We start from the raw sequence: 24,440 nt of genomic DNA on the forward strand, positions 1-24,440 counted from the left end.
GCCTCGGGGCCGAAGTCCATCCGGCCGTCTTCCGGGGCCAGCGCGTAGGCCTCGTCGATGAACAGGACGCCGTCCAGTGCACGCCGGATCACCCGGTCCGTCTTGATGGCGGTCGCGCCGACGTATTGCCCCACCAGGCCCGAACGGTCGACCTCGACCAGGTGGCCTTTCTGCAGCAGGCCGACCGCGCGGTACATCTCAGCCAGGAGCCGGGCCACGGTGGTCTTGCCCGTGCCCGGGTTTCCGAGGAACACCAGATGCTGTGATGTGGCCACCTCTGGCAGGCCGTGTGTCTTACGGCGGGCCTGAACCTGGAGCAGTGCGACGAGGGCCCGCACCTGTTCCTTCACGGTCTCCAGTCCGACCAGTGCGTCGAGCTCGGCCTGCACCTCGGACAGCGGCCGGGCCGGCCCGGGCCTCGCACCGATGAGATCGCCGACCAGGTCGTCGACGCGCTCCGAACTGGGCAGCTTGAGCTGTTCGGTCAGATGGCCGATGGTTTCGCGCAGGTCGTCGAGCGGATTGCGGCTGGCAGCCATGCATCAACTGTAGTACTCGATTCCCGACCGGGTGGGGTTGGCCTCACCACGGCGGGCCCGAGGTTGAAGAGGCGTAGCGAAAGGTAGGGACCGTCCCTAGGATGGCGCCATGAGGAAGTGGGGCGCAGGCTGCTCTGCTGACTTGTCATCCTCCATGAGGACACGCCCGCGCTCGTGCGCAGTCCTGTCAGTGCAGGGGAGGACCATGGTCCTATGACGGCTCCAACGGTTGAGGCGGCGATCCATGAACTGATGGATCTCGCCTGGAATGTTGTCTACGACCTGCTCGAGGAGCGGGGGCTGCTCGGGGACGGGTTGTTCGTCGAGGAGTACACCGGGATCCATTCCTGGGTGGAAGACCTCACCCGCTACACCGTTGTCCATTCCCGGACGGTTGCGGTCCTGTTCGTGGACACCCGGCCGGTCGATGCCATCGCCTTCCACCACGACCTGCTGGGAGCCGACGACCCGAAGAGCTACTTCCGGTTTCAGATGTAGCCTCTGGACAGCCGGGCCGGACAGAAAAGGTGCCGCACGCCGGATCAGCGGCGTGCGGCACCTTCTCGATTCCGTCACCAGAAGTGGGCAACGTCCACTATCAGCCGGGAACCGGACCCTGACCCCTCGAGGGTGAAGACCCGGAAGGGCAGTCGGGCGCGAACGCCCAGGCCGATGCTGGTGGAACCCTCGAAGCTTCCGGCGTAAACCACTTGCCGGAAGGTCTGGTAGCCGGCCACGTTGGACAGCTCAGCCCTTGCGGCCGGGTTGTAGGTGACGTTGCCAACGCTGTCATAGGAGGGTGCATTCACGATGACCTGCAGGCGCGCTTTGCCCTGGACAGGGATCGTGAAGCCGGTGCCGTCCTGGATGATCTCCGGAACGTACTGGACCGTGTAGCCCGTTACGGGGCCGTTGAGGTCAACCACCATCCGGTCGAAGCAGGATTGCTGCCCTGTCCGGACGTTGGTGACGGAGGCGGTGCTCATCCCGGGCGCGGATTTAGCCGAGATCCCCATTCGAGACCGCAATACGATGTGGCTGCCGAGGCTGACCTACTTGCAGCGGGCTGGCTCCTTCGATTTCATCCCGCACGTCTTCCGCGGCCTGAGCCGCAACGAGCTCTCCTGGCGCATTTCGGACCACTACCCGCTATGGTGCGAATTCCTGCTCCCGTGGCGGGTCAAGCACCTTGCCGGTTGGGCAATGACGGCACCTATCTGATGGGTCCGGACTGGTGGGTCAACTGCGGCTGGACTCGCCGGGTTCGACCGGGTTTCCACCTGCCCTAATTTGCCCCAAAACTGCCGGGGGACCCCTTAGGCTCATTGCCTATGAGCAAAGTCCAGCGCGTCATTATTGTCCACGGGTACGAAGCGGCGCCGGATGCACACTGGTTTCCTTGGCTTGAAGGCGCACTCCAAGCTGAAGGCATTGGCGTCACTGTCGTTCCCCTGCCCGCCCCGGACGCTCCTGAAGCGGCAGCGTGGGAGAGCGCTGTCGGTGTGGCCCTTGGGGTGCCCGATATGAAAACAGTGATTGTGGCACATTCCCTCGGTGCGGTTACTGCACTGCGAGTACTCGCAGCGCTGCCGGAGCCATGGGAGCTAGGCGTTCTTGTGTTGGTGGCCGGCTTCAATAGACCGCTGGAAGCATTGCCGGAATTGGATGGCTTCCTTGCAACTGACGTTGACGTTGAACGCGTATCAAGGAGTATCGGGAAGCGAGCAGTAATCCGCTCGGACGCGGATCCTTTCGTGCCGCCAGCAGCATCGGATGAGCTCGCCAAGCGACTCGACGCACAGCTACAGGTTCAGCCAGGAGCGGGACACTTCATGGCCAAAGACGGGGTGACAAGCCTTCCCGCTGTGCTTGACCTGCTGTGGTCACACTAGGAGCCGCTATCGCCGATCGTGCAGCATCCTGATCCGGCCTCTCGTGTGCGGCTGCTAGCCGACCCAAATGACCGCTTCCTGGCTAACGACGGCCGGCACCGCTTCAGCCTCCCGAGGGGTTCTCAACGGGGGTGCCGTCAGGATCTTCCGTGATGGGGTGATCCTTCTCGGGTGTGGCGTTCGGGTTGTCCTTTTCAGATTCCTTGGGCTCGCCGAGGGGCTGTCCTTTAGTTCCGGGATCGCTCATGATGTTCCTCCTGTTGCTATCCGCGTAGTCTCCGATGACGCCATCCCACCACAGATTGGGGCGTGTTCACAGGGGCAAGGTAGAACTGTGCCCCCTATGGTGTGTGGCAAAACTGGGCTCGAACGACCAGCGACCTTGTCACTTAGAGGACCTGCCCTAGACCACCAGCCCGTGCCGCTCGACCAGCGGCATGGTTGCCTCGAAGTCCACCCCGGCACCGTACTCGGCTGCGAGGGATGGGAGTGTCTCGGGGGAGTATTCGCCGCCTGGCTCGGCGAGCCGGCGGAACAGCGCCTCGATGCCTCCGGGGACGATAATCTCGAGGACGCGGAGCTCGTCATCGCCAGCGTTCCAGAAGGTGTGCCAGCGGCCCCGCGGTTTGGAAACCAAGTCGCCTGCCGTGGCGGTGATCTCGATGCCCTCCTCGATCACGCCGAGTGTGCCGGCCAGCACGAACGAATATTCGTCTTCACGGCTGTGCCGGTGCACGGGGGCCGCCAACGCCTTCGGCCCCAGCACGTGTTCAACCAGGGCAACCCGGCCGGAGGAAGCTGCGCTCTCAAGGAGGTACCGGTCGAGCAGCTCTGGCTCACCGGTGACGTCGCCTTCGCCTGCACGGAGGACGTGGGGACCCGTCGCCGTGTCCATGTCGCCATGATAGGACTGCGGAATCCACGGCGGTACCCCGTATGCCGTGACGGGTGATTTACAAAACCGCCCCGTTACTGTGACGGGACACAGAGGACCGATCAGTGGTGCGGGCTGCCCGGCAAGCGATCATGAGCCCCGCGGTGGCGGCACCGCCGGCGTATATCCGGGGCGAGCTCCAGGCGCTTTCGGGGGTGGGGATGGCAAAGGCAACCACGACGGCAGCCACGGCCAGGAAAATTTCGATGCCCGCTTGCAGTGGCCCGGCCCGGTAGCTGCCGTTGGCCAGCCTAAAAACTTAGCCCCCAATTGCAGATGTGGCACGAGGGGAGCTCGAAGGATCGCTGAGGTTGGCAGTGCCGTACGCGGTCTTGGTGGCATAGTCATAAATCACCACGCCCAAGACCGGCTCCGGCACGCTGTCCCACATTGGGGAGTCCATCACGAAGCGCTGAGTGGCGCCAGCTCGGAACGTGCCAACCTCCAGCATTCTTGTCGATGACAATGCAGACTCTCCGCCTGCACCGGTAGTCAGAGTTCCGGGACTCAGCATGATGCGAAGATCATCGCCGGGGTCGGTCGCCCATGTTCGAGCTGCAGGATTGCGCCGGACTCGTTCACCTCGATGCTGGCCGTACCAGTGGTAGCGGCAGCCTGGGACTGAAATGTCCCCTTCAACGTGTGGGATGTAGCCGAGGGAGCGCTGGGAGTCGCGGGGGACTCGGCTTGCCGGTGTTCTTGCTATTGTCCGGATCGGCGTACGTGCAGCCGGTGAGTCCCGCGGCAAAGATTCCTGCGAGCACCGTAAGTAGGACCCGTTTCATCATTCCCCCAGTGATTCGTTTCCTAGGCACCCTACCTGACCCGCTGCAAGGGCGATGCACTGGTTCTTCGACATGGCTGGATGGCATTACTGAGCGCAGCACCTGAAAGGTTGAAGCGCCGGGCCGCTGGACAGACTCACAACTCTCGCCATGAAACGCTCTACGCGATCTACCTTGGGCGTATATGTTTCGATCCGGTAGCCCGGGAGCACTACGGTGGCGAAGTTCCTTTGATTCGACCGCGGCTCATAGTCACCGACAACGGACGAAATTACACGTCGCAGGCCGTTCAGGCGGCCTGCCGACAGCTAGGGATAACCTTCGTGCGGACCTCGCCATATTTGTCCGCAGCAATGCCAAAGTCAAGGACAATCTCAACCACGCAAACGGCCGGAACGGGAGGTCAAATGCGGCAGTGGCAACGAAGCCGTCGGCAGCATCCAGTGCCCCCGAGTGGCTCGACCGGCTGCTATCCGCGGCGCTACCGTTGAAGTGGTGTCTGGGATGGACGAGTTTGACGGGTTGCTGGCCACAGCGCGGACGGCGTACGCCCGCGGCGACTGGCATGCCGCTTACCGGCAGCTCAGCCAGGCCCGAGCATTGTCGGAACTGGAGACGGGGGACTTGAGTCTCCTGGGCAGAGCCGCGTGGTGGCTCGGACAGGTGAAGGAATCGTTAGAGGTTTCCGAGGACGTCTACCACCGCTTCCAGGACGACGGCGATGCATCAGATGCGGCCATGACGGCCCTGGACCTGGGGCTGCTGTGGTTCATCCGTGGAGACGTGGTCATCGCTTCCGGTTGGGTGAGCCGTGCCCGGGGACTACTGCAGGGTCTTCCAGAAGGTCCGGAGCACGGCTATCTGCTCTACCTCGATGCCAGCCTCGCGCTAAGTCTCGCGGACCTGGGCCCGGCGAGGGAGACCGCGGCCAGGTTACAGGATTTGGGCCGGAGCCTGCGCGTCCCCGCACTCACATGCTTCGGTTTGGTGCTCGCCGGCCTGGCAGACCTGCGCAGTGGCAGCACCCCGTCCGGCTTTGCCCAGCTGGACGAGGCAATGCTTCCGGTACTCGCCGGCCGGCTGCCGCCGGAATGGGCAGGAGAAATCTACTGCACGGTAATCCACGCGTGCCACGAGCTGGCCGACCTGCACCGGATGCGTGCCTGGACTGACGCCACCGAGCAGTGGGGCGAGCAGTTCGCCGGGGAGGTGGTGTTTGCCGGCATCTGCCGCATCCACCGGCTGCAGTTACTGAGCATCGAAGGTGGCTGGGACGCGGCGGAACATGCGATCGAGCAGGGCGGGGCGGAGCTCGTGGGCCGGAACAACTGGGTGGCGGGCGAGGCCTTCTACCAGCTGGGCGAAATACGGCGGCTCCGCGGGGACAGCAGCGGCGCTGAGAAAGCGTACGCCCGGGCGTGGGAGTTGGGGACCGAACCGCAGCCGGGCGAGTCGCTGCTCCAGCATGCCGCCGGGAAGAACGAGGCGGCGTGGGCCGGTCTGTGTGCCGCCTTGGCCGGTCGGGACCGGTTGGCAGGTGCACGGCTGCTGGTGTCCGGCGTCGAAATCGCCATAGCTCTCGGGCACTTTGATGAGGCCGAGCGGCTCTGCGTCCGGCTGGAGGAAACCGCTGCCGTGTTCGCCACCGCCGGCTTCCGCGCCTGGGCCGGGCAGGCCCGGGCAGCCATGCTGATCGCACAGTCGCAGCACGCCGACGCGTTGCCCGTGCTGCAGGCCGTCGTCCACGAGTACCGGAGCCTCCACGCCCGCTACGACACAGCCAGAGTGTACGAGCTGCTCGCCCAGGCGCACCGCGGGCTGGGACAGACCAGCGTCGCCGCTGCGGATTCCGCGACCGCGCTGGCGATCTATCGCGAACTCGGTGCCCTGCCGGATGTCCGCCGGCTCGAGGGGGGCCGACTTCCCGGCGGGCTAACCGAGCGCGAGGCGGACGTGCTGGCGTTCACCGCCGCGGGAGCCAGCAACAAGCAAACCGCCGAGGCATTGTTCATCAGCCAGAAGACGGTCGGCAGGCACCTGGCGAACATCTTTGCCAAGATTGGGGTCTCCTCGCGTACGGCCGCCGCAGCCTGGGCTCACGAACACGGACTGCAGCCGCGCCGCTAACTCCCGATTCCTTCCGGCCGACGCCGGGCAGCTCCCACCCGTACCGGCGTCTGCATGATTCGCCCCATAGGCTCCGAACAGAACGCATCGTTCGCCCGATGCCGGCGGCACCTGGACATTCCTACGCTGGAATCAACCAGGCACCGACGCCTGTAGCAAAGGGAGGAACAACAATGACCATCGACCAAGGAACATCACTGGCGGAGTTCGACGCCGAGGCCTCCGAGGCTTTTGCCGGACGCTTCGTGGGCATCCTGAACGATGCCGCGATCGCCCTGCTGACCAGTGTTGGGCACCAGACCGGCCTGTTCGAGGCGCTGGCAGGCTTGCCTGCCGCCACCTGTGAGCAGATAGCCGACGCCAGCGACCTAAAGGAGCGCTATGTGCGCGAATGGCTGGGCGGAATGACCGCGGCGCGCGTGGTCTGCTACGACCCGGCGGCCGGGACGTACTGGCTGCCCCGCGAGCATGCTGCCGTCCTGACCAGCGCCGCGGGCCCGGACAACCTGGCCATTCTGATGCAGCACATTTCCATGATGGGCGAGGTTGAACAGAAGATCATCGAGCGTTTTCGGCACGGCAGCGGGCTGTCCTACGAGGACTACCCCCACTTCCACCGGAACATGGCCCAGACCAGCGCGGCGGTACACGACGCAGCACTGCTGGACGTGATCCTGCCGTTGGTACCCGGTCTGCCTGAACGCCTGAAGGCCGGGATCGACGTCGCAGACGTCGGCTGCGGCAGCGGCCACGCGATCAACCTCATGGCCCAGGCTTTCCCGGCCAGCAGGTTCACCGGCTACGACTTCTCCGAGGGAGCCATCCGTGCCGCCCGCGGCGAGGCGGAACGGTTGGGACTGGCGAACGCCAGCTTCGAGCTCATTGATGTGGCAGGCCTGGACGTCGAGGCCCGCTTCGACGCGGTGACGGCTTTCGACGCCATCCACGACCAGGCGCATCCGGCGGCGGTGTTGCGCAACATCCACCGCGCGCTGCGGCCGGACGGGATCTTCCTGATGGTGGACATCAAGGCATCCAGCAAGGTGGAGGAGAACATTGAGCTCCCCTGGGGCAGCTACCTGTACGCGATCTCAACCTTTCACTGCATGAGCGTTTCGCTCGGACTCGACGGCGACGGGCTGGGTACCGTCTGGGGTGAACAGCTCGCGCTATTGATGCTCGCCGCCGCCGGCTTCACGGACGTGGAGTCCAAGGAGATCGAATCGGATCCGTTCAACGCCTACTTCATCGCCAGAAAGTAGCACGCTGCCGGCAAACGTATATCCGAATAGTCCCGCCCATGACATGAACTGGTCCCCGGAAGTTGGACTGAGAATTCAGCTCTGACTTTCGGGGAGCAGTTTATGTATGGGAGCAGTTCGCTGTCCGAGGAGCAATTCTTGTCAGGAATGGCATCCCACCTGATGCTCATTCCGCGGTGTCGGCGGGCAGGTCCTTGAGCGACGTGTGGATGAAATGTTTGACCGAGTCGGCGTCCGATGGGCCTTCGCCCGGTGTTTCGAGGCTGTTGCTTAGTATGCCGACGTAGTTCAGCGGCTTCGTCGCCGTCGGGCTCGACCCGTACTCGTACGACAGATGCACCGGAGCCTCGTTACGCACGAGGTCGTACATCGGAGCGAAATCTCTGTACGGGAGGTCCGCGAAAATCCGGATACCGACGGAGCTCAGCCCAACGGTGTCCGCCACGCCACTGAGCCCGCTCGCGGAGGGGGAAAAGAGCAGCTGGGCGTAGTGCCGGATGCCCGAGGCCGCGAGCGGTCCGTACACCGTGATTGCCGCGATCTCCTCCGTTGTGTTGCGTCCGTGAACAACGGCGTAAACCTCAATCTCGAAAATTGCCATGGGCATGGCATCTCCTTTGATAAACCCGGCCCGGCGGCAAATGCCGACGGGGGAGTGCGCGCCGCTCAAGCGTGGAGCGGAGGGACGCACTGCTCATCGTGGCACGGTAGGACGTGCGGCCGGTAGGTGTGCTTCTCGGGCCCCCGCTGAATAGTGCGCCGAGTAAGCCCAGCCAACCGCCGATAACCGCCGTCGGACTGCCGGAACAGGTGGTGTTACCAAGTCCGTTGCGGATTTCCCTCCAGCAAATACTCCACACTTCTGTTGCCAAAGTGACGCGCGAGGGCGAAAGTGAAGTACGAGCCCTGCCGCGGCTCTCGGGAGCCGTGTACCCGCTGTGGAGGTCAGCCATGAGCACCACGTCCGATGACAAAGTCTTCGATGTAACTCCCGAAGGCGAGACACATGAACTAAAGCGGGTCCTCGGACCCAAGCTCCTTCTCCTCTTCATCGTCGGTGACATCCTCGGCGCCGGCGTCTATGCCGTCACGGGAACGATGGCCGGCCAAGTCGGCGGGATCGTCTGGCTGCCGTTCCTGCTCGCATTCGTCGTCGCGACGCTGACCGCCTTCTCCTACCTGGAGCTGGTCACGCAGTACCCCCAGGCGGCGGGTGCGGCGCTTTATACCCATAAGGCATTCGGGATCCACTTCGTCACCTTCCTCGTCGCGTTCGCCGTCGTCTGCTCCGGCGTTACCAGTGCCTCCACATCGGCGAACGTCCTTGCCCAGAACTTCTTCGGGGGCATGGCGATCAACGGCTGGATGGGCCTGCCCGGACGGGAGGCGATCACCGCGGTTGCCCTCGGCTTTATGCTGCTCCTGGCAGCGATCAACCTGCGCGGCGTGGGGGAGAGCGTGAAGTTCAATGTGGTGCTCACCCTGGTGGAGATGATCGCGCTGTGCATCGTCATCGGTGTCGGCTTCTACGTGATGGCTCAAGGAACCGGCAACGTCGAAGAGATCACTGTCTTCAACGACTACCAGGACAAGGGCCTATTCCTGGCAGTCACCGCTGCCACCTCCATCGCCTTCTTTGCCATGGTGGGCTTCGAGGACTCGGTGAACATGGTCGAGGAGACCAAGCACCCCGAGAAGATCTTCCCGCGCACTATGCTGACCGGCCTCGGCGTCGCGGTGATCCTTTACATGCTGGTGGCTGTCTCCGTGGTCAGCGTCCTCACGCCCACCGAGCTTGAGCAGATCCGGGAGGCCGAAGGCGCCGCGCTCCTCGAGGTGGTCCACAAAGGCTCACCGGACTTCCCGATTGACAGGATCTTCCCGTTCCTCGCGGTCTTCGCGGTGGCCAACACGGCGCTGATCAACATGCTGATGGCGAGCCGCCTGATCTATGGCATGGCCCGCCAGGACGTCCTGCCCCGACCGTTGGGCAAAGTTCTTCCGGGACGACGCACCCCGTGGGCCGGCATCGCGTTCTCCACGCTCCTCGCGCTGGGGCTGATCTGGTACGTCAGCAGCGACCCGGAGAGCAATATCGTGGCCAACCTGTCCGGCACGACGGCGTTCCTGCTGCTGTGCGTGTTCACCGTGGTGAACGTTGCCTGCCTGATCCTTCGCCGCAAGAGGGACCCCAACCGCAAGGTCTTCTTCACCTCGCCGGGGCAACTGCCGTTGGTGGCGGCCCTGCTGTGCGCCTTCCTCGCCGGTCCGTGGGTTGGCCGGAACCCCATCCAGTATCAGGTCGCCGGCGGGCTGATGGCGATCGGCGTCGTGCTGTGGTTCATCACCTGGCTGATCAACAGGAAGACCAACAAGGAGCCGGGCGGACCTGTCGGCACACAGAACGTCGGCAAGGACAACCAGGGCCAACCTCCACCCAGTCGGACCGAGTAGAACCGCGGATCCTCTGCCTGCCTCCAAACGCTCCGGCCGCGGGGAGTGAAAATTGGCCACCCTCTTGCCCGTCGACGGACTTCGGAGGAGGATATGCCGCAAAACTCCAGGAGGCCCGCAATGACCCAGCTCGGCAAGTTTGAGAAGTACCTGATCGAGGAATTCTTTGACGACTACCGCGCTGGCGCCATGAGCCAGCGGACGTTCACGCGTCGGGTGGCGTTCATCACGGGCAGCATGGCCGCAGCGGCTGCCGCGATGACGCTGGTCGGTTGCTCGCCAAGCGAAGTTCCGCGCGCCACCGACCCCATGCCGACGCCCACGCCGTCCACGCCCGGGACCGGCACTGCAACTGCCGGCGCAGTTCCTGGAGCCAAGAGCCCGCTGTCTGTTCCCGAGGGTGCCGCAGGCTTGGTGACGGCAACCGTGAAGGTTCCTGCAGGCGGTGCCGACGTCAGCGGTTACCTAGCCCGGCCCGAAGGGGACAAGCCAGGCCCGGCAGTCTTGGTCTGCCACGAGAACCGCGGCCTTACCCCGCATATCCAGGACGTGGCGCGCCGCTTCGCCAAGGAAGGATATGCGGCCCTCGCGCTGGATTTGCTTAGCAGAGAAGGCGGCACCGCCAGTCTCGACCGGGACGCCGTACCGGGTGCGTTGACCAAGGCCGGGGCGCAACGCCATGTCGCCGACTTCAAAGCCGCCTTCGACTACCTGAACTCACAGGCCTACGTCGACGCAGGACGGATCGCCATGACCGGCTACTGCTTCGGCGGCGGCATCACCTGGCAGGCGGCGACGGAGCTGACCGGCCTGAAGGCTACGTCGGCGTTCTACGGACCCGCTCCCGATCTGGATAAAGTTCCGACCATCAAGCCGGCCGTTCTGGGCGTCTACGCCGAACTCGACGACAGGATCACCGGACCGATGCCGGAACTCCGGGCTGCGCTGGACGCCACCGAGGTGCGCCACGAACTCAAGGTCTATCCCGGCGTCGACCACGCGTTCCACAATGACACGGGCGAGCGTTACAACGAGGCGCAGGCCACCGCCGCCTGGAACGACACCCTGGCCTGGTTCCGTCAGCACGTCTGACGGATCGCCAACCTGCGGAGCGGGCTCCGTGCCGGCCTTCCGCTCCTGCGATGCCTTATGAGGAGGCCCGCTGGCGTTTGGGCAGCGCGATCCGGTCCAGATCGTTCGCGGCGACGACGGCGGACGCACCTGCGCGAGCCCTCGCCTGTTCGGCGAGCAGGTTGACGTCCGCGTAGCGAGAGGAGAAGTGCGTGAGGACGAGCGTGCCGACACTGCCGCTGGCCGCCAGCTCACCGGCCTGCCCGGCGGTCAGGTGAGCGTACTGCGTAGCGAGATGGGCGTCGTCGTCGCTGAATGTCGACTCGGCCACTAACAGGTTGACGCCGTCGGCGAGTTCCTCGGCACCCGCGCAAGGCGCCGTGTCCATGACGAAGGCAAAGCTTTGCCCGGCCCGCGGCACACTTAGGTCCTCCAGTCGCACGCCACGCAGACTTCCCTCGCGTTGCAGCCGGCCGACGTCGGGACCGCTGATGCCGGCTGCTGCCAGACGGTCCGGCAGCAGGGTCCGGCCGGCAGGCTCGACGAGCCGGTAGCCGTAGGTCTCGACGCGGTGCCGCAGTGGCCGCACGTCCAGCCCCGGCGCGATCTCCTCAGGGCCCGCGTGCGGCAGCATCCGCAAATCAAGGCCCGGTGAGGCGATGGACACGAGTGCCTGTACTACGTCCCCGCCGGAGGCCGGATAGTGCAGGTGGACCGGGTGGGTCACGCCGTCGAGCACCATCCGCGACAGCACGCCGGGCAGTCCGAAACAGTGGTCACCGTGGACGTGCGTCAGGCAGATACGAGTGATTTGGGTTGCCGAGACGCCGGCGTGGATCATCTGCCGCTGCGTGCCTTCTCCGGGGTCGAAAAGCAGGCCCTCGCCGTCCCAGCGCAGCAGGTACCCGTTGTGGTTCCGGGTCCGGGTCGGAACCTGGGAGGCGGTGCCGAGGACGACAAGTTCACGCATGAACCTGAGTCTCTCACCCGCCTGCGGCGCTCGGCCATGGCGCATGGGGCAATGTCCGCTTTGCAGCCGGACTGCCCCTTAACGACGAGCACCGCAGGGTGGCCGCGTGCTGCGGCCACCCTGCGGTGCTCGTGCTGATGCTTCTGTCACCTGGTAACCCTTGACCGACGAAAGCCAGCGGGTAGTGCGGCCGAAGCGGCGCTGTCTACTTGTAGACGCGCACCCAATCAACCTGCATCTGCGAGGGTGCGGTGCTGGAACCGTTGGGGAACCAGTCGAGCTGCAGCGTCTGGTGCATGCTGCCCGACGGCTGGTGGGCCGGGTTCGTGTCGGTGAAGGTCTTGACTCCGTCGATGTAGCCGGTGATGCCCGCCGGGGTCCATTCCACCGCGTAGTTGTGCCACTGGGTGGTATCCACGGGCTTGGCCGCTGTGGTCTGGAAATCCCCGCCGCCGCAGGCGTAGTGCAGGAAGAACTTCATCTGCGCCGTATCGGCCGTGCCCTCGGCGTAGTCAATTTCGGCGCACTTGGAATCATCGTTGTCCGGCCACAAAATCAGCACCGGGTGGTACTGCGGGTCCCGTGCGTCGGTCTTCATGCGCGTTTCCCACTTGCCGTACTTCTGGTTCCCAAACTTGGCCGACATGCCGCCGGTGGTGCCGGCCGCATCGCCCCTTACCGTTGCGACGCCGTTGGCAACCGACCAGGCCTGGGGACTGCGGACGCCCTTGCCCGCATGGCCGGGGCCGTTGTACACGCTCCACTTTGTGCGGTCCGGTGAGCCGGTGTTGGAGAATTCGTCGCCGGCGATGACGGGTCCCCAGCCGCGCACGGCGGCTGCCTGGTGTCCGCTGCCAGTTGCGGCGGGCGCCACCGGGGCAGCGGCGGGCGCGACCTTTGCCGGCGCAGCGGCCGGGGCGGCAGAGGCCGGAGCAGCGGCGGCAGGTGCCGGTGCTGCGGTCACCGGCTTGGCGTTCACAACAGGTGCTGCTTGCGCCGCGGCTGCGTTCTGCGCGGCAGCAGCCTTCTTTTCTGCGGCTGCCTTCTGCGCGGCGGCCTTGGCCTTGGCAGCCACGGCCTTGGCCTCAGCGGCCTTGCTGGCGGTGGTAGCTGGGGCGCGGCCGGTCGACGACGGGGCTGACGCGCCGACTGTGGCGGACGTGGCCGACGCCGCCTCGGCAGGGGCCGGGCCTGCCGCTTTTTGGGAGGTGGGAGCGATGCTGCATCCGGTCAGGGACAGCGCACCGATGCTAAGTGCTATGGCTATGTTCTTCTTGATCAAGAAACCCTCCGGGCATAGGACTGCCATGCATGCGGCAGCCGCAACTGTGGTGATGAAGAAAGCGCGAAGCGTTTCTGGGCCCCGTCGGTGGGGCCGGAGCGGACACGGTGCCGCCCAGCGCATCCGGGCCCAGCGTCCAGGCATCCGGCGCCCGTCAGGGCCAGCCCTTCAGGGCCAGGCGCCAACGTTACTTGATCGTGATCTTTGTCGGCAAACCACAAGGACCGTGCGGATTACGGCCACGGTAGCCGGCGCCCATCTGACGTGCGGGAACGCCGCATTGAAACAATTTGGCGGGAGCCATCATGAGCCGGTGCCGGCAGGTTAACCCTGCCGGCACGGTCCGGCTATTCCGGAGCCTTCGCGAACGTGGCGGCGCTCAAGAACTCGATGCCCGTGAAGGACTCGTTCCCCTCAACCCACGCGTCGTGGCCCGGAGGAATGGTGTAGGAGTCGCCTTGGGTGATGTTGATCCGGTTCCCCTCGGTCGTCTCGACGACGAGACTCCCGGAAACACAGAAGCCCACGTGGCTGTTCTGGCACGAATCGGTCTTAGCCACGGGCTTGATGGACTCGGACCACCGCCAGCCGGGCTCAAATGTGAACCGTCCAATGGTGTAGTCCCCAACCGTGACGACGTCCACTTCGGCCTTGTCCGGGCGGCGCTTTTCGTCGGGGGAGTTGTGGGACTTCACGTTCAGCTGAGTGACAACGTTCTGGGACATTTGCACTCCTTCTCTCATGGCGGGGCTGGGCTGTGCTGGACGCGTTCCCTCAGGAAACCGGCCAGCAGGATCGGCTGGCGCTGCCGCAGAATTGACGCCAATCCGGACTGCGAATCGCGTACGGTGATAGCTTCCTCCGTCGGACCAAGCTTGTCGATAGCTTTGCGCGTGCCCCCAACCCTGCTCCTGCCGTCCCATTCGAAATGCGCTTAATACGAGTCGACGGGCGGCCACCCGGACCGGAAGAATGGGGGAGTGAGTGCTGCTGGAGATTTCATCGACGACGCGCTGCAGCGCGAAGCGTCGTGGTACAGGGCTGACGAGATGCGGCTCAGGCTCGGCGGCGACCTGCAGTTTTATGGCGCATCGGTGGGAGCGGTCCGCGGCACCGTCCGCGACGCCCTCCGCCGCCACACCGGGCTGACCCGCGGCGACGTCACCGCGCTCAGTTCCGAGCTGTGGTCTGTACCGGTGTACGAACGTCGCCTGGCCGCCGTCGTCCTGCTGCAGTCCAGGGTGGAGCTGCTCACCAACTCAGACCTGACGCGGATCGAAGGATTTGTGCGGGAGGCGGGCATGCGGGCCCTTGTTGACCCGCTCGCCGTGGACGTCGTCGGTCCGCTGATGGAGCGACTCGACGCCCGGGGCAGGGCCCGCGCCCACGCTGTGTTGGACCGGTGGGCGGGCGAGCCCGACGTTTGGCTGCGCCGCGCGGCCCTCATGGCACCCCTCCGGGAACTCCGGGCAGGCGGCGGCGAGTGGGACAGGTTCGCCCGCCGCGTGCGGACGGTTCTTGCCGGGGTGGGGGACACCGGAGCGGACGGATCGGCCGCGGGCGAGGCGGTCCGCATGGTGCTGGACGAGCTGGCGAAGAGCCGGCCGGAACTGCGCCTGCCATCCGGCGCATAGCTTCGCCGCGCTTGTCCGGGTGGGACCACGAATTACACCGAGGCGGTTACCCGCCCAAGGTCATCGGCTTCCACGGCGTCTTCGAGCGACTCCTCCGGCTCGAGTTCCGTGCCAGCTGCCGCTTCCTCCTCCGGCCGCAAGGACGGTGCCGTGTGGATGTGCTGGTGCAGCGGGTGGAACTGGCTGGGGCCCAGTCCGCCGAACTCGTAGGCGGTTTCGGCATGTTCGGAGAGATCCACGCCGGTGACCTCGTCCTCGTGGCTGACGCGGAACCCGATGGTCTTGTGGATTCCGACGCCGATGACCGCCGTCATGAGGCCGGAGAGTGCCAGCGTGATGAGGACGGCCACGGTCTGGGCCACGAGCTGCTGGACCCCGCCGCCGTAGAAGAGTCCGCCGCCTTCGCCGTTGACAGGGAGGGCGATGAAGCCCAGCGCCAGCGTGCCGACCAGGCCGGAGCCCAGGTGTACGCCGACGACGTCGAGCGAGTCGTCAAAGCCGAACTTGAATTTAAGCTCGACGAAGAGTGCGGAGGCCACGCCGGACACCAAGCCAAGGCCGACGGCGGCGAGCGGGCTGATGTTGGCGCACGACGGCGTGATGGCCACGAGGCCTGCAACGGCACCTGATGCGGCACCCAGGGAGGTGGGATGCCCGTGGCGGACCTTCTCCGTGACGAGCCAGCTGAGCATCGCCGCGGCCGGAGCCGTGAGTGTGTTGATCCAGATCAGGCCTGCCTGTTCCGCCGTGGTGGCGGCGCCGGCGTTGAAGCCGAACCAGCCGAACCACAGGATGCCTGCGCCGAGCATGATGAAGGGAACGTTGTGCGGGCGGTGGCCCGGGTCCTTCCCGAAGCCGTGCCGCTTGCCGACGATGACGGCAAGGACCAGTGCAGCCATGCCGGAGCTGATTTCGACGACGGTGCCGCCGGCAAAGTCGATGACCTGTCCGAAGACGGCACTGACGGCTCCGCCCTGGCTCATGAGGCCGCCGCCCCAGACCATGAAGGCGAGGGGGCAGTAAACAAGCGTGACCCAGAGCGGAACGAAGGCCACCCAGGCGGCGAATTTGGCGCGGTCTGCAACGGCACCGCTGATCAAGGCCACCGTGAGGATGGCGAACGTACCGGCGTAGCCCGCTTTGATCAGTTCGGGGGTACCCATCAGGCCTTCCAGACCGAAGCTGGCAAACGGGTTTCCGAACAGGCCCAGGAATCCCTCACCCGTGCTCATGGCGTAACCCCACAGCACCCAGACGACGCCCACGATGCAGGCTGACACGAAGCTCATCATGATCATGTTGAGGGAGGCCTTGGCGCGGGTCATGCCGCCGTAGAAGAGCCCCAGCGCCGGGGTCATGAGCAGCACCAGTGCCGCCGACACCATCATCCAAACGTTCGCCGCAGTGATCTCCACGCGTGTTCCCTTCGCAACAAGTCATCCGTACAGGAGACCGCTGCCGCCGGTCCCAAGCCCCTTACCGATATTCGTCGACGTTTGTTTCAGGTGTTGGCGAGGGAAGTTTCACCGGCGTTTCAGGAAAAGGCGTTGCGTAAAGCCCGGATGACCGTTCTGTTTCCGGATTGTTAACGACGCCTCTTGGAGGGGGCCGAAATAAGGTGTCGCCTGCAGTCAGGGCCGCCGATCTGGGCCAGTTCCGCACACAAGACTGCGAAAGAGGCGTTTTGAGGGTGTGTTACGGGCCCGTGAACGAAACATATCCGCCCGGGGCAAGGTCCCGCCGTCGCACATCACGGATCTTGACCGCCGGAAGCAGTCCGCTCACCATGAGGTATGAGTAGCGATCCTGCCGGGCCGGCCGTGAATGACGCGTACAACCTGGAGCGGTTTGTGGCCGCCCAGAACGACGGCGGCACGTATGACGCGGCCGTCGCCGAGCTTCGGAGTGGAAGCAAGCGGAGCCACTGGATGTGGTTTGTCTTTCCCCAGATCGCCGGGCTGGGCCAGAGCGCCACGTCCAGGATGTATGCCCTCGCCTCCCTCGAGGAAGCCAGGGCTTATCTGCAGCATCCGGTGCTCGGCCCCCGGCTCATCGAATGCGCGGACATTGTGGCCGGTCTCAACGCCCGAAACGCCACTCAGATATTCGGCGGCATTGACGCGCTGAAGCTCCATTCATCCATGACGCTCTTCCTGCGCGCAGCACCGGGGCAAGCGGCCTTCCACCGGGTGCTGGATAAGTATTTCGAAGGGCAACCGGACTCGGGCACCGACAGGCTCCTGGCAGCAAGGGGCCCGGGCTGGAGTCCCTGGAGCTGACCGGACTGTGCTGACCGGGGTTGTTCACGGCCGTTTCCGGCGAGCGCGGCGCCGCCGACGCTGGAGGGGTGGAGCCGGGTCCGGCGCTTCTGGGGGGAGTGCGCCCGGACCCGGCAGTCCTGCAGCGAAGGTTCGCGGCTACCTGTAACTTCAGGACACCCTTACTCTCGCCTGTACGTCTTGGGAAAAGCCGGTCGTCAGACCAGAACAGGTGGTCTTGGCCGGACCCCCCAAATAGGGGGTCTGCCGGGCTGTCGCTGGACTGAACCCCAGGGTTTCGGCTCCTTCACCCGTCCCGCCGGCGGTTCTACACTGGGAGCACTAGCCAGCCCGCAGCCAGCGGGCCGCGCAGACGGAAGGACAGTGGCATGGGTCTGGACGACAAGATCGATAACACAGCGGAAAAGCTTGCCGGCAAGGCCAAGGAAGGCGCCGGAAAGGCCAGGGACGACGAGGGCCTCGAAGCGGAAGGCAAAGCAGACCAGGCCAAGGCGGACCTGAAGCAGGCCGGCGAAAAGGTCAAGGATGCGTTCAAGCACGACTGACCGCTTTCAACCCGATTGAATTGATTCGAAGTCCCGCCTGCAGAAGCTGGCGGGGCTTCCTGCCGTCCGGGGCAGCGCCTACGGCCGCCTGACCTCCACGAGTTCGACGTCCCCCAGCCGGCCGTTTCCGACGACGGCGGTCATGTACGTGCACACCGGCTGGCGCCGGCGGTCCGTGGGTGAGCCGGGGTTGAGCAGGCGAAGGCCGCCGGCCGACGTCGTGTCCCAGGGAATGTGGGAATGCCCGAAGACCAGGACGTCTGCGTACGGGAAGAGCGCTTCGCAGCGCTCCTCGCGCCCCTTAGCCTGGCCGGTCTCATGAATCACGCTGAAGCGCACGCCCTCCAGCGTCACGCTGGCCGACTCCGGCAGACGTCGCCGAAGGTCACCGCCGTCGTTGTTGCCGTAGACCCCCACCAGCCGCCTGCTTCGCTGTTCGAACATGTCCAGCAGCTCGGCGTTTACCCAGTCGCCGGCATGGAACACGACGTCTGCGGCGTCGACGGCGGCCCACACCTGATCAGGAAGCGCCCGAGCCCGCTGGGGGACGTGGGTGTCGGAAACTAGCAGCAGCCGGAGGCTCATCACAGCATCCTCCCATGGGGCAGACTGGGACGATGGAAAAAATTGTGCCGCCGTCGCCCGGAGATCCCCGCCGTCCGCTCGGTCCGCGTGATCCGGGCGATGCCTGGGTGGAGGGGGAGCATGGACGCTTCTGGGGCCGGTTCGGCTCCGCCGGACTTCTGGCCCACGACGCCGGGAAGGGGATCCTCCTGCAGCACCGCGCCACGTGGAGCGACCACGGCGGGACGTGGGGCCTGCCCGGTGGCGCGCTGCACCAGGGAGAGGACCCTGTCACGGGTGCGCTGCGCGAGGCCTTCGAGGAGGCCGCCGTCCCGGAGAAGAACGTCAGGGTGCTCTTCACCTCCGTTTTCGACGTCGGCTACTGGTCCTATACGACCGTAGCGGTGCAGGTCGTGGAACCGTTTGAGCCTGCCATCAGCGATCCCGAAAGCATCGAACTGGATTGGATCCCGGTCCACGAAGTGGCCGCCATAAACCTGCACCCCGCCTTCGCCGCGTCCTGGCCCGCGCTCAGCGAGAAGCTGATGAACCACCGGCGGCCCCTGCTCCATGACGGGCGCTGAGCATCGTGGCTGACACTGGGCGGCCTGACACTGGGCGGCCGGACACTGAGCGGTTCCGGATCATGCTTGAAGAGGAACGCGCCCGGAGGCTGGCCCTGCTCCCGGCGCTTCGCGCGGACATCACCTCGGCCAACGCGGCGCGGCAAAACTCCAACGTGGACGACGAGCACGATCCCGAAGGTGCCACCATCGCCTTCGAACTCTCCCAGGCGTCGGCGCTGCTGGACCAGAGCAGGTCCGGGCTCGCCCAGGTCGAGGCCGCTCTGGAACGGATCGAAGCCGGCACGTTCGGCATATGCGCGGTGTGCGGGCAAGAGATCGCTGAAGGGCGGCTGGAAGCCCGGCCCTGGACTGCGTTTTGCATCCTGCACGCGAGCGGCAAGGCCTGACCACGGCGGCCCTCATCCTGTCCCTGCTGGCTGTTCCCCACAGCGGAAGAGCATCGTACGCTAGGGGCTGGGAGGTGATTGCCATGCAGGCAAGCCAGGGAGACCGCATCATCATCCACGGCAGGACGGTGGAATCGTCGGACCGTCACGGTGAGATTCTCGAAGTCCGCGGCCCCGACGGAACACCGCCGTACTTCGTCCGCTTTGACGACGGGCACGAGACAATTATGTATCCCGGCGGCGACTTCACCGTCGAGCGCCGCGCCACGTAGCGCCCGGGATGAGCGCACCCGCGGGGCGGCCCGACCGGATCCTGATAGTTATCCTGTCCGTCATTGCCGGCCTCGTGGTGCTAGCTCTGGCCGCGGTCTTTTTCAGCGGCCAGCCCGAGCCGCTGGCGGAGGACACGCCGGCGGGCGTGGTGCAGCGCTATGCGGCGGCCGTCCTCGACGGCGATGAGGCCGGCGCTTCCCGCTACCTGACAGAGAGTTCAGAGCGGCAGTGCGGACCGGTTGACCGCGCTGCAACCGACAGCCTCAGGGTGACGCTGCTATCGACGACGGAACGCCCTGAATCAGCGGACGTGCGCGTTGTGCTTTCCGTCTCGAACGGCAACGGGCCCTTCGGGAACCCGGAGTATGAGACCGAGGCCGTGTTTGACCTCGTCAAGGTCAACGGCAGATGGCTTGTGAAGACCGCCCCGTGGCAGCTCACCGTCTGCCCGGAACCTCTGGTGAAGCCGTGAGTCCTGTCCGGCCCGCGGCAGTTCAGCAAACGCACTCCGCGCTGCCCACGGTCCGGCGTCTGGTCGTTTTCCTGCTGCTGTTTGCCCTCGTGCTCGTTGGCGCATCCGGCCTGGCCGGCCTGCTGGACCGGCTGCTGGCCGCCGGCGCCGCGCTCGCAGCGAACGACGTCGGCGGCCTCGCCAGGTCCCTGGCCTTCGCCGTGGTTGGCGGGTCGCTCGCTGCCATCCTGTGGTGGATCGTGTGGCGGCGGCTCGGCGAGGAGGCGGAGCGCGCCTCGCTCGGCTGGGGGCTCTACGTTGCCGGCATCTACGGCGTTGCACTGATCACGTCCGCCGCGGCCCTTCTGGGCATGGGCGCGCAGCTCGTTGCAGGGGGGTCGGCACAGTGGCGTCCGTCGCTGGCAATAGGCATTGTGTGGGCCGGCGTCTGGGCATGGCACCGGTGGATGTGGCTGCACCCCGGCAAAGGGCCCCGACGCCTCAACGGCGTGCCCACGGTGGTGGGGTCAGTCTTCGGACTCATTCTCGGCACCGGCGGGACCATCACCGCCCTGGGTGGCCTCCTCGATGCGGCCCTGCAGGTGCTTGCCGTGGCCCCGTCCCTGGGCCGGCCGTGGTGGGTTTCCGTTGTCCAGTCGCTCGTCTGGGCGGCCGGGGGATGCCTGGTCTGGTGGTGGCACTGGATCCCCGGCGGGGGCAGATTCCTGTCGTCAGGGCTGGCCAACGTGGCAGTGGCCGTTTTCGGAGTGCTCGGCGGCTGCATTCTCGCGCTTTCAGGGACGGTCACGGCACTGTTCGTGCTGCTCCGGCTCGTGTTCGACAGGGATCCCGCCAGCAGGCTCCTGGACCCGCTGGGGCCTGCCCTTGCGGCGGCGGCCATAGGCTCCCTCCTCTGGACCTACCACGCGGCGCTGGCGGACGGACGGTCCGGACAGATGCGGCAGGCAGTCCGGCTGCTCGCCTCGGGAGCCGCCCTGGTGGCCGCCGCCTCCGGGATAGGCGTGATCGTCAACGCCGCGCTGGGGCTGGCCGAGACCACACTCGCCGGGACGGACACGAGGACACTGCTGCTGGGTGGCATCAGTGCCCTGGCGATCGGCGGGCCCGTCTGGTGGAGGGTATGGAATCCAACCGGCCATCCGGACGGGGCTGGGCCGGACAGGGCCGGGGCGGACAGCGCCGGGGCGGAGGATCGCCCGGAAAGCGGTGCTCCGCCGTCCGGGAAGGGAGCGGGCGGGCGGCGCATCTACTTGGTTGCGATCTTCGGGCTCAGCGCCGTGGTGGCCCTCGTGACGCTGCTGGTCATCGGCTACCAGGCATTCGAATATCTGCTTGACGGCGCAAATCGGGGGAGCCTCGCCGGGCGGGTGCGGGCACCGCTCGGCCTGCTAGTGGCCACCGGCCTCGTGGCCGGCTATCACTACGGTGCGTGGAGGCGGGAACGCGCAGCCCTGCCGCCAGGGGCGCCGCCCCCGCGGCGCACCATCGGACACGTCATCCTGGTGACCGGCTCCGACCCCGCGCCCCTGTCCCGCGTCATCAGCGACGCGGGCGGGGCTAGAATCACCGTCTGGAAAAGGGCCGACGGCGGTTTGACCGGCTCGGGCAGGCCCAACCAGCCGGACCTCGGGTTACTGGCCCAGGCACTGGAAGGTGTCAGCGGCGAGCGCGTGCTCGTGGTCATCGGCCCGGATGCCCGGATCGACGTGGTTCCCTTGGCGGGCGGGGAGTAGCAGGGGATTCATTCGAGTCCCCTCGTCTTCTTGTAGCTACGTACGGCGCTGTGGATGGTTGGAAAGAAGTGGTCGGGTCCGAACCTGCTGCTGACCCCGAACTTGATCATGCGGTCCTTGATGGGCCCCTTCATCTCTGCGAACACCAGGCTGGTTCCGAGCCGGGCCAGTTCATCGTCCAGCCGGACGAGCTCGTCCAGAGCGGTGGTGTCGAGATCGGTGATCGGCTCCGCTGCAACGATCACCCAGTGCACCGGACCTGGCGCATCGTTGACGAGGCTCCGGATATGCTCCGCGAAAACTTCGCCGTTCGCAAAGAAGAGCGGAGCATCAAAGCGGGCGACCACCAGGCCGGGCACCCGCTTGCCCTCCGGATGCCTCGTCAGGTCGTGATACCCGGGAACGCCGTCGAGGCTGGCCAGTTCGGTGCGGTAGGGATCCCACGCACGGCGGACAAACGCGATCAGGGACAGCGCAATGGCCAGGACAATGCCTTCAAGGACGCCGACGAAGGCCACGCCCAAAAACGCCGCGAGCAGCAGCAGCGTTTCAGTCCGGCTCATCCTGACCAGCCGCCAAACCGTTCGGACATCCACGAGTGACGCGGCGGCCACGATCACGATGGCGGCGAGCGTGGCTGTCGGCAGGAAGGCAGTCACATTGGGTGCGGCCACCATGAAGAGGGTTACCAGTCCGGCTGCCACAATGCCGCTGAACGGAGTGCGGGCTCCGGCGTCGATGGCTATGGGCGTCCGTGACGAACTCCCGCAGACCGGAAAGCCGCCCAACAACCCGGTTGCTGCGTTGGCGATGCCTAACGCACCCATTTCCTGGTTGCCGCCGCTGCGGCCGCCGCTGTGCCCGGCCAGGCTCTTGGATAGTGCGGAGGTGTCAACGAAGGCGATCAGCGCAATGCCCGCCGCCGGTCCGATCAGGCCTATCACCTCATCCGCGCTGACGCCGCCCAAAGCAGGTGCCGGAAGCCCCGGCGGCAGGGCGCCCACCATGGCCAGGCCGTCTCCCGCCCCGATCGCTGCGGCAACGGCGGTTGACCCTGCCACTGCCAGCAGCACGACAGGTATCTTCCACGGGAGGAAGCGGCCGGCAATGATGACCGCCAGCGTTCCCGCCCCGAACAACACGGCGAGGGGATTGGCGGACCCCTGAAGGACGGCATCCACCGTGGCTGCCACCCTGTCCGGGATCGGCCCTCCCGGAACCGTGATCCCGAGCAGCCGGGGCACCTGGCTGACGATGACGGCCAGAGCGATGCCGTTGAGGTAGCCGACCCGGATGGGCTTCGACAGCAGGCCGGTCACGAACCCTAGCCGGAAAATCCGGCCCGCGATGAGGAAAACGCCGATCAGGATGGCGAGAACACCGGCCAGCGCGACGGCATGCTCCGGTTCATTGCCGGCCAGCGGGAGGACAGCCGCCGCAATCATCGGAGCGAGCGATGAATCCGGCCCGACGATAAGCACCCGTGAAGGGCCGAAGACGGCGTAGAAGAGCATGGGAACAATAGAGGCGTACAGGCCGGTGACGGCCGGCAGGCCGGCCGCCTCAGCGTACGCCATGCCTGCCGGAATCAGCGCCGCGCTCAGTGCTGCTCCGGCCGCAAGATCGGACTTCAGCCAGGACCACTTATAGCTCCGGGCAAGGTGGACGCCCGGTACGGCTTTTTTGATCCAGTCCCGGCGCAGTCTCACGGGTCCCCCTCGGAGAAGCCGTCACATCATGAAACGGTTTGCGCCTCGATCGGTGAACGGTCCTGCCCGTACTCGGCGGTAATCAGAATCGGAAGGTGGTCCGACTTGCCCCGCGGCAGCGTCTCCACGCTCTCGATGTCCAGCCCCAGGGACGTGGCGAAGTCAAAGTGGCCTTTGAAGACCTTGTACCGCGTATAGGTCATGCGGTCGCTCAGGGACAGCGCGTAGCCGGAGTCCTTCATGTGGGCGTGGAGGTTCTTGGTGAAGAACGGGTAGTTGAAGTCCCCGACCATCAGGGTCATGAGGCCTTCGCCCATGCTCAGCAGTTCCGCGTGGGCCGCATGGATCTGCTTGCGGCGCAGCGAGTTCGACGCGGTGAGCGGGGCCGCATGGAATGAGCCGATGACCAGTTCATGATCCGTTGCGTTGTCCACCATGCGCGTCCCGATCAGGCGCTCGTGGGCGGGTGCCATGACGCGGTCGTGCATGGACTTGTGCAGGGCGAACGTCTTGGTTTCCAGCGCCGTGAACCGGTCGGTGCGGTAATAGATTGCCAGACCCAGCCGGTTGCCCTTGGTGGAGTCGGCCAGATGGAGGGGGCCGAGCGTCACCGGAAGCTCCGCGGCATCGCATTCCTGCAGGCATAGGGCGTCTACCCCGAAGTTGCGGGCCAGGCTGACCAGTTCGCCGCTCGCCTTGTGCTTGCGGAGGTTGTAGCTAATTACTCGCATCAGTGGAACACCTCTTCCGAGGGCTGCTAGAAGGACCAGTCTCCGAGTCTACCCAGAACATCATATGGAGATCGGTAACTTTAAGCGCGCGGCGGGCCTGCTACCTCCGGCGCGTGGACGGGTGACCGGTCTCCGCGGCCCTGCGCCGGTCCCGCGGCGTACGGCCGGTCCCTGCAGGCCCGCGCCGGAGGCGATAGTGTGATTCCGGGCC

Annotated in this window: 26 protein-coding genes and 1 pseudogene; 15 read left to right on the forward strand and 12 right to left on the reverse strand. The window is 65.8% G+C overall.

Annotation, left to right across the window (positions count from 1 at the left end):
- Positions 1-539: AAA family ATPase (locus CXQ90_RS20450; RefSeq protein ID WP_146068946.1), on the reverse strand; the 539-nt coding region annotated here is incomplete at its 3' end.
- Positions 540-752: 213 nt separating this feature from the next.
- Between CXQ90_RS20450 and CXQ90_RS20455 the strand changes: the two genes are divergently transcribed.
- Positions 753-1,037 (forward strand): hypothetical protein, encoded by a 285-nt coding sequence (locus CXQ90_RS20455; RefSeq protein WP_104141185.1) that lies wholly within the window; start codon positions 753-755, stop codon positions 1,035-1,037.
- A 74-nt stretch (positions 1,038-1,111) separates the two neighbouring features.
- Here CXQ90_RS20455 and CXQ90_RS20460 read toward each other — a convergent pair.
- Positions 1,112-1,587: pseudogene (locus tag CXQ90_RS20460) on the reverse strand (hypothetical protein); the annotation flags it as partial.
- Positions 1,588-1,595: 8 nt separating this feature from the next.
- On the opposite strand from CXQ90_RS20460, the gene CXQ90_RS22530 reads away from it, so the two are divergent.
- Positions 1,596-1,760, forward strand: a complete 165-nt coding sequence (locus CXQ90_RS22530; protein ID WP_181038655.1) for a hypothetical protein — start codon at positions 1,596-1,598, stop codon at positions 1,758-1,760.
- 110 nt (positions 1,761-1,870) lie between these two features.
- Entirely contained in the window at positions 1,871-2,431 is a 561-nt protein-coding gene (locus CXQ90_RS20470) for an alpha/beta hydrolase (protein WP_104141187.1), read from the forward strand.
- Positions 2,432-2,534: 103 nt separating this feature from the next.
- On the opposite strand, the gene CXQ90_RS22535 is transcribed toward CXQ90_RS20470, so the two are convergent.
- The gene (locus tag CXQ90_RS22535) at positions 2,535-2,678 is read right to left on the reverse strand and encodes a hypothetical protein (RefSeq protein WP_181038656.1); all 144 of its coding nucleotides are present in this window, start codon (positions 2,676-2,678) and stop codon (positions 2,535-2,537) included.
- 156 nt (positions 2,679-2,834) lie between these two features.
- Positions 2,835-3,326, reverse strand: coding sequence for a cupin domain-containing protein (locus CXQ90_RS20475; RefSeq protein ID WP_104141188.1), 492 nt, complete (start codon positions 3,324-3,326; stop codon positions 2,835-2,837).
- A 1,328-nt stretch (positions 3,327-4,654) separates the two neighbouring features.
- On the opposite strand from CXQ90_RS20475, the gene CXQ90_RS20485 reads away from it, so the two are divergent.
- The gene (locus CXQ90_RS20485) at positions 4,655-6,277 is read left to right on the forward strand and encodes a response regulator transcription factor (protein ID WP_181038657.1); all 1,623 of its coding nucleotides are present in this window, start codon (positions 4,655-4,657) and stop codon (positions 6,275-6,277) included.
- Positions 6,278-6,450: 173 nt separating this feature from the next.
- Entirely contained in the window at positions 6,451-7,539 is a 1,089-nt protein-coding gene (locus CXQ90_RS20490) for a class I SAM-dependent methyltransferase (protein WP_104141191.1), read from the forward strand.
- 166 nt (positions 7,540-7,705) lie between these two features.
- Here the strand turns inward: CXQ90_RS20490 and CXQ90_RS20495 are convergent, their stop codons facing one another.
- Positions 7,706-8,146: a hypothetical protein gene (locus tag CXQ90_RS20495; protein WP_104141192.1), complete on the reverse strand. Its 441-nt coding sequence runs from the start codon at positions 8,144-8,146 to the stop codon at positions 7,706-7,708.
- A 344-nt stretch (positions 8,147-8,490) separates the two neighbouring features.
- Between CXQ90_RS20495 and CXQ90_RS20500 the strand changes: the two genes are divergently transcribed.
- Together CXQ90_RS20500 and CXQ90_RS20505 are read left to right on the forward strand one after the other, a co-directional pair.
- Entirely contained in the window at positions 8,491-9,993 is a 1,503-nt protein-coding gene (locus CXQ90_RS20500) for an APC family permease (protein WP_104141193.1), read from the forward strand.
- Positions 9,994-10,113: 120 nt separating this feature from the next.
- A complete protein-coding gene (locus CXQ90_RS20505; protein WP_104141194.1) occupies positions 10,114-11,085 on the forward strand; it encodes a dienelactone hydrolase family protein in 972 nt (323 codons plus the stop codon).
- A 55-nt stretch (positions 11,086-11,140) separates the two neighbouring features.
- Here the strand turns inward: CXQ90_RS20505 and CXQ90_RS20510 are convergent, their stop codons facing one another.
- The 3 genes from CXQ90_RS20510 to CXQ90_RS20520 form a co-directional block, all read right to left on the reverse strand.
- Entirely contained in the window at positions 11,141-12,034 is an 894-nt protein-coding gene (locus CXQ90_RS20510) for a ribonuclease Z (RefSeq protein ID WP_104141195.1), read from the reverse strand.
- 205 nt (positions 12,035-12,239) lie between these two features.
- Complete coding sequence (locus CXQ90_RS23095) at positions 12,240-13,316, reverse strand: glycoside hydrolase family 16 protein (RefSeq protein ID WP_258064654.1); 1,077 nt, start codon at positions 13,314-13,316, stop codon at positions 12,240-12,242.
- 347 nt (positions 13,317-13,663) lie between these two features.
- Complete coding sequence (locus CXQ90_RS20520; protein WP_104141196.1) at positions 13,664-14,041, reverse strand: cupin domain-containing protein; 378 nt, start codon at positions 14,039-14,041, stop codon at positions 13,664-13,666.
- A gap of 255 nt (positions 14,042-14,296) precedes the next feature.
- On the opposite strand from CXQ90_RS20520, the gene CXQ90_RS20525 reads away from it, so the two are divergent.
- Positions 14,297-14,950 (forward strand): DNA alkylation repair protein, encoded by a 654-nt coding sequence (locus tag CXQ90_RS20525; protein WP_104141197.1) that lies wholly within the window; start codon positions 14,297-14,299, stop codon positions 14,948-14,950.
- Between the two features lie 32 nt (positions 14,951-14,982).
- Here CXQ90_RS20525 and CXQ90_RS20530 read toward each other — a convergent pair whose 3' ends face one another.
- Positions 14,983-16,365: an ammonium transporter gene (locus CXQ90_RS20530; protein ID WP_258064655.1), complete on the reverse strand. Its 1,383-nt coding sequence runs from the start codon at positions 16,363-16,365 to the stop codon at positions 14,983-14,985.
- 378 nt (positions 16,366-16,743) lie between these two features.
- On the opposite strand from CXQ90_RS20530, the gene CXQ90_RS20535 reads away from it, so the two are divergent.
- Positions 16,744-17,229 carry a DUF1810 domain-containing protein gene (locus CXQ90_RS20535; protein WP_258064656.1) on the forward strand — a complete coding sequence of 162 codons (486 nt, stop codon included), beginning with the start codon at positions 16,744-16,746 and terminating at the stop codon, positions 17,227-17,229.
- Positions 17,230-17,597: 368 nt separating this feature from the next.
- Entirely contained in the window at positions 17,598-17,774 is a 177-nt protein-coding gene (locus tag CXQ90_RS20540) for a CsbD family protein (RefSeq protein WP_104141199.1), read from the forward strand.
- A gap of 78 nt (positions 17,775-17,852) precedes the next feature.
- Here the strand turns inward: CXQ90_RS20540 and CXQ90_RS20545 are convergent, their stop codons facing one another.
- Entirely contained in the window at positions 17,853-18,359 is a 507-nt protein-coding gene (locus CXQ90_RS20545) for a metallophosphoesterase (protein WP_104141200.1), read from the reverse strand.
- 32 nt (positions 18,360-18,391) lie between these two features.
- On the opposite strand from CXQ90_RS20545, the gene CXQ90_RS20550 reads away from it, so the two are divergent.
- The 5 genes from CXQ90_RS20550 (at position 18,392) to CXQ90_RS20570 (ending at position 21,789) form a co-directional block, all read left to right on the forward strand.
- A complete protein-coding gene (locus tag CXQ90_RS20550; protein WP_258064658.1) occupies positions 18,392-18,922 on the forward strand; it encodes an NUDIX domain-containing protein in 531 nt (176 codons plus the stop codon).
- A 62-nt stretch (positions 18,923-18,984) separates the two neighbouring features.
- A complete protein-coding gene (locus CXQ90_RS20555; protein WP_104141202.1) occupies positions 18,985-19,311 on the forward strand; it encodes a TraR/DksA C4-type zinc finger protein in 327 nt (108 codons plus the stop codon).
- A gap of 83 nt (positions 19,312-19,394) precedes the next feature.
- The gene (locus CXQ90_RS20560) at positions 19,395-19,583 is read left to right on the forward strand and encodes a DUF1918 domain-containing protein (protein ID WP_104141222.1); all 189 of its coding nucleotides are present in this window, start codon (positions 19,395-19,397) and stop codon (positions 19,581-19,583) included.
- An 8-nt stretch (positions 19,584-19,591) separates the two neighbouring features.
- Entirely contained in the window at positions 19,592-20,056 is a 465-nt protein-coding gene (locus CXQ90_RS20565) for a hypothetical protein (RefSeq protein ID WP_104141203.1), read from the forward strand.
- Positions 20,053-21,789: a DUF5671 domain-containing protein gene (locus CXQ90_RS20570; RefSeq protein ID WP_104141204.1), complete on the forward strand. Its 1,737-nt coding sequence runs from the start codon at positions 20,053-20,055 to the stop codon at positions 21,787-21,789. Before CXQ90_RS20565 ends, CXQ90_RS20570 begins: the two co-directional genes overlap by 4 nt.
- 8 nt (positions 21,790-21,797) lie before the next feature.
- Here the strand turns inward: CXQ90_RS20570 and CXQ90_RS20575 are convergent, their stop codons facing one another.
- Complete coding sequence (locus CXQ90_RS20575) at positions 21,798-23,498, reverse strand: SulP family inorganic anion transporter (RefSeq protein ID WP_258064660.1); 1,701 nt, start codon at positions 23,496-23,498, stop codon at positions 21,798-21,800.
- Between the two features lie 26 nt (positions 23,499-23,524).
- Positions 23,525-24,229 (reverse strand): endonuclease/exonuclease/phosphatase family protein, encoded by a 705-nt coding sequence (locus CXQ90_RS20580; RefSeq protein WP_104141205.1) that lies wholly within the window; start codon positions 24,227-24,229, stop codon positions 23,525-23,527.
- Positions 24,230-24,440: the final 211 nt, after the last annotated feature.

The sequence above is a fragment of the Arthrobacter sp. ZGTC131 genome (genome assembly GCF_002929275.1).
GTDB lineage: Bacteria > Actinomycetota > Actinomycetes > Actinomycetales > Micrococcaceae > Arthrobacter.

Coding starts and splice junctions, on each gene's coding strand:
- CXQ90_RS20510 (WP_104141195.1), bottom strand. CDS start 12,034: ATGCGTGAACTTGTCGTCCTCGGCACCGCCTCCCAGGTTCCGACCCGG.
- CXQ90_RS20495 (WP_104141192.1), bottom strand. CDS start 8,146: ATGCCCATGGCAATTTTCGAGATTGAGGTTTACGCCGTTGTTCACGGA.
- CXQ90_RS20535 (WP_258064656.1), top strand. CDS start 16,744: ATGAGTAGCGATCCTGCCGGGCCGGCCGTGAATGACGCGTACAACCTG.
- CXQ90_RS20470 (WP_104141187.1), top strand. CDS start 1,871: ATGAGCAAAGTCCAGCGCGTCATTATTGTCCACGGGTACGAAGCGGCG.
- CXQ90_RS20500 (WP_104141193.1), top strand. CDS start 8,491: ATGAGCACCACGTCCGATGACAAAGTCTTCGATGTAACTCCCGAAGGC.
- CXQ90_RS20555 (WP_104141202.1), top strand. CDS start 18,985: ATGCTTGAAGAGGAACGCGCCCGGAGGCTGGCCCTGCTCCCGGCGCTT.
- CXQ90_RS20475 (WP_104141188.1), bottom strand. CDS start 3,326: ATGGACACGGCGACGGGTCCCCACGTCCTCCGTGCAGGCGAAGGCGAC.
- CXQ90_RS20520 (WP_104141196.1), bottom strand. CDS start 14,041: ATGTCCCAGAACGTTGTCACTCAGCTGAACGTGAAGTCCCACAACTCC.
- CXQ90_RS22535 (WP_181038656.1), bottom strand. CDS start 2,678: ATGAGCGATCCCGGAACTAAAGGACAGCCCCTCGGCGAGCCCAAGGAA.
- CXQ90_RS20485 (WP_181038657.1), top strand. CDS start 4,655: ATGGACGAGTTTGACGGGTTGCTGGCCACAGCGCGGACGGCGTACGCC.
- CXQ90_RS20540 (WP_104141199.1), top strand. CDS start 17,598: ATGGGTCTGGACGACAAGATCGATAACACAGCGGAAAAGCTTGCCGGC.
- CXQ90_RS20560 (WP_104141222.1), top strand. CDS start 19,395: ATGCAGGCAAGCCAGGGAGACCGCATCATCATCCACGGCAGGACGGTG.
- CXQ90_RS20580 (WP_104141205.1), bottom strand. CDS start 24,229: ATGCGAGTAATTAGCTACAACCTCCGCAAGCACAAGGCGAGCGGCGAA.
- CXQ90_RS20550 (WP_258064658.1), top strand. CDS start 18,392: ATGGAAAAAATTGTGCCGCCGTCGCCCGGAGATCCCCGCCGTCCGCTC.
- CXQ90_RS20545 (WP_104141200.1), bottom strand. CDS start 18,359: ATGAGCCTCCGGCTGCTGCTAGTTTCCGACACCCACGTCCCCCAGCGG.
- CXQ90_RS20490 (WP_104141191.1), top strand. CDS start 6,451: ATGACCATCGACCAAGGAACATCACTGGCGGAGTTCGACGCCGAGGCC.
- CXQ90_RS20505 (WP_104141194.1), top strand. CDS start 10,114: ATGACCCAGCTCGGCAAGTTTGAGAAGTACCTGATCGAGGAATTCTTT.
- CXQ90_RS20565 (WP_104141203.1), top strand. CDS start 19,592: ATGAGCGCACCCGCGGGGCGGCCCGACCGGATCCTGATAGTTATCCTG.
- CXQ90_RS20455 (WP_104141185.1), top strand. CDS start 753: ATGACGGCTCCAACGGTTGAGGCGGCGATCCATGAACTGATGGATCTC.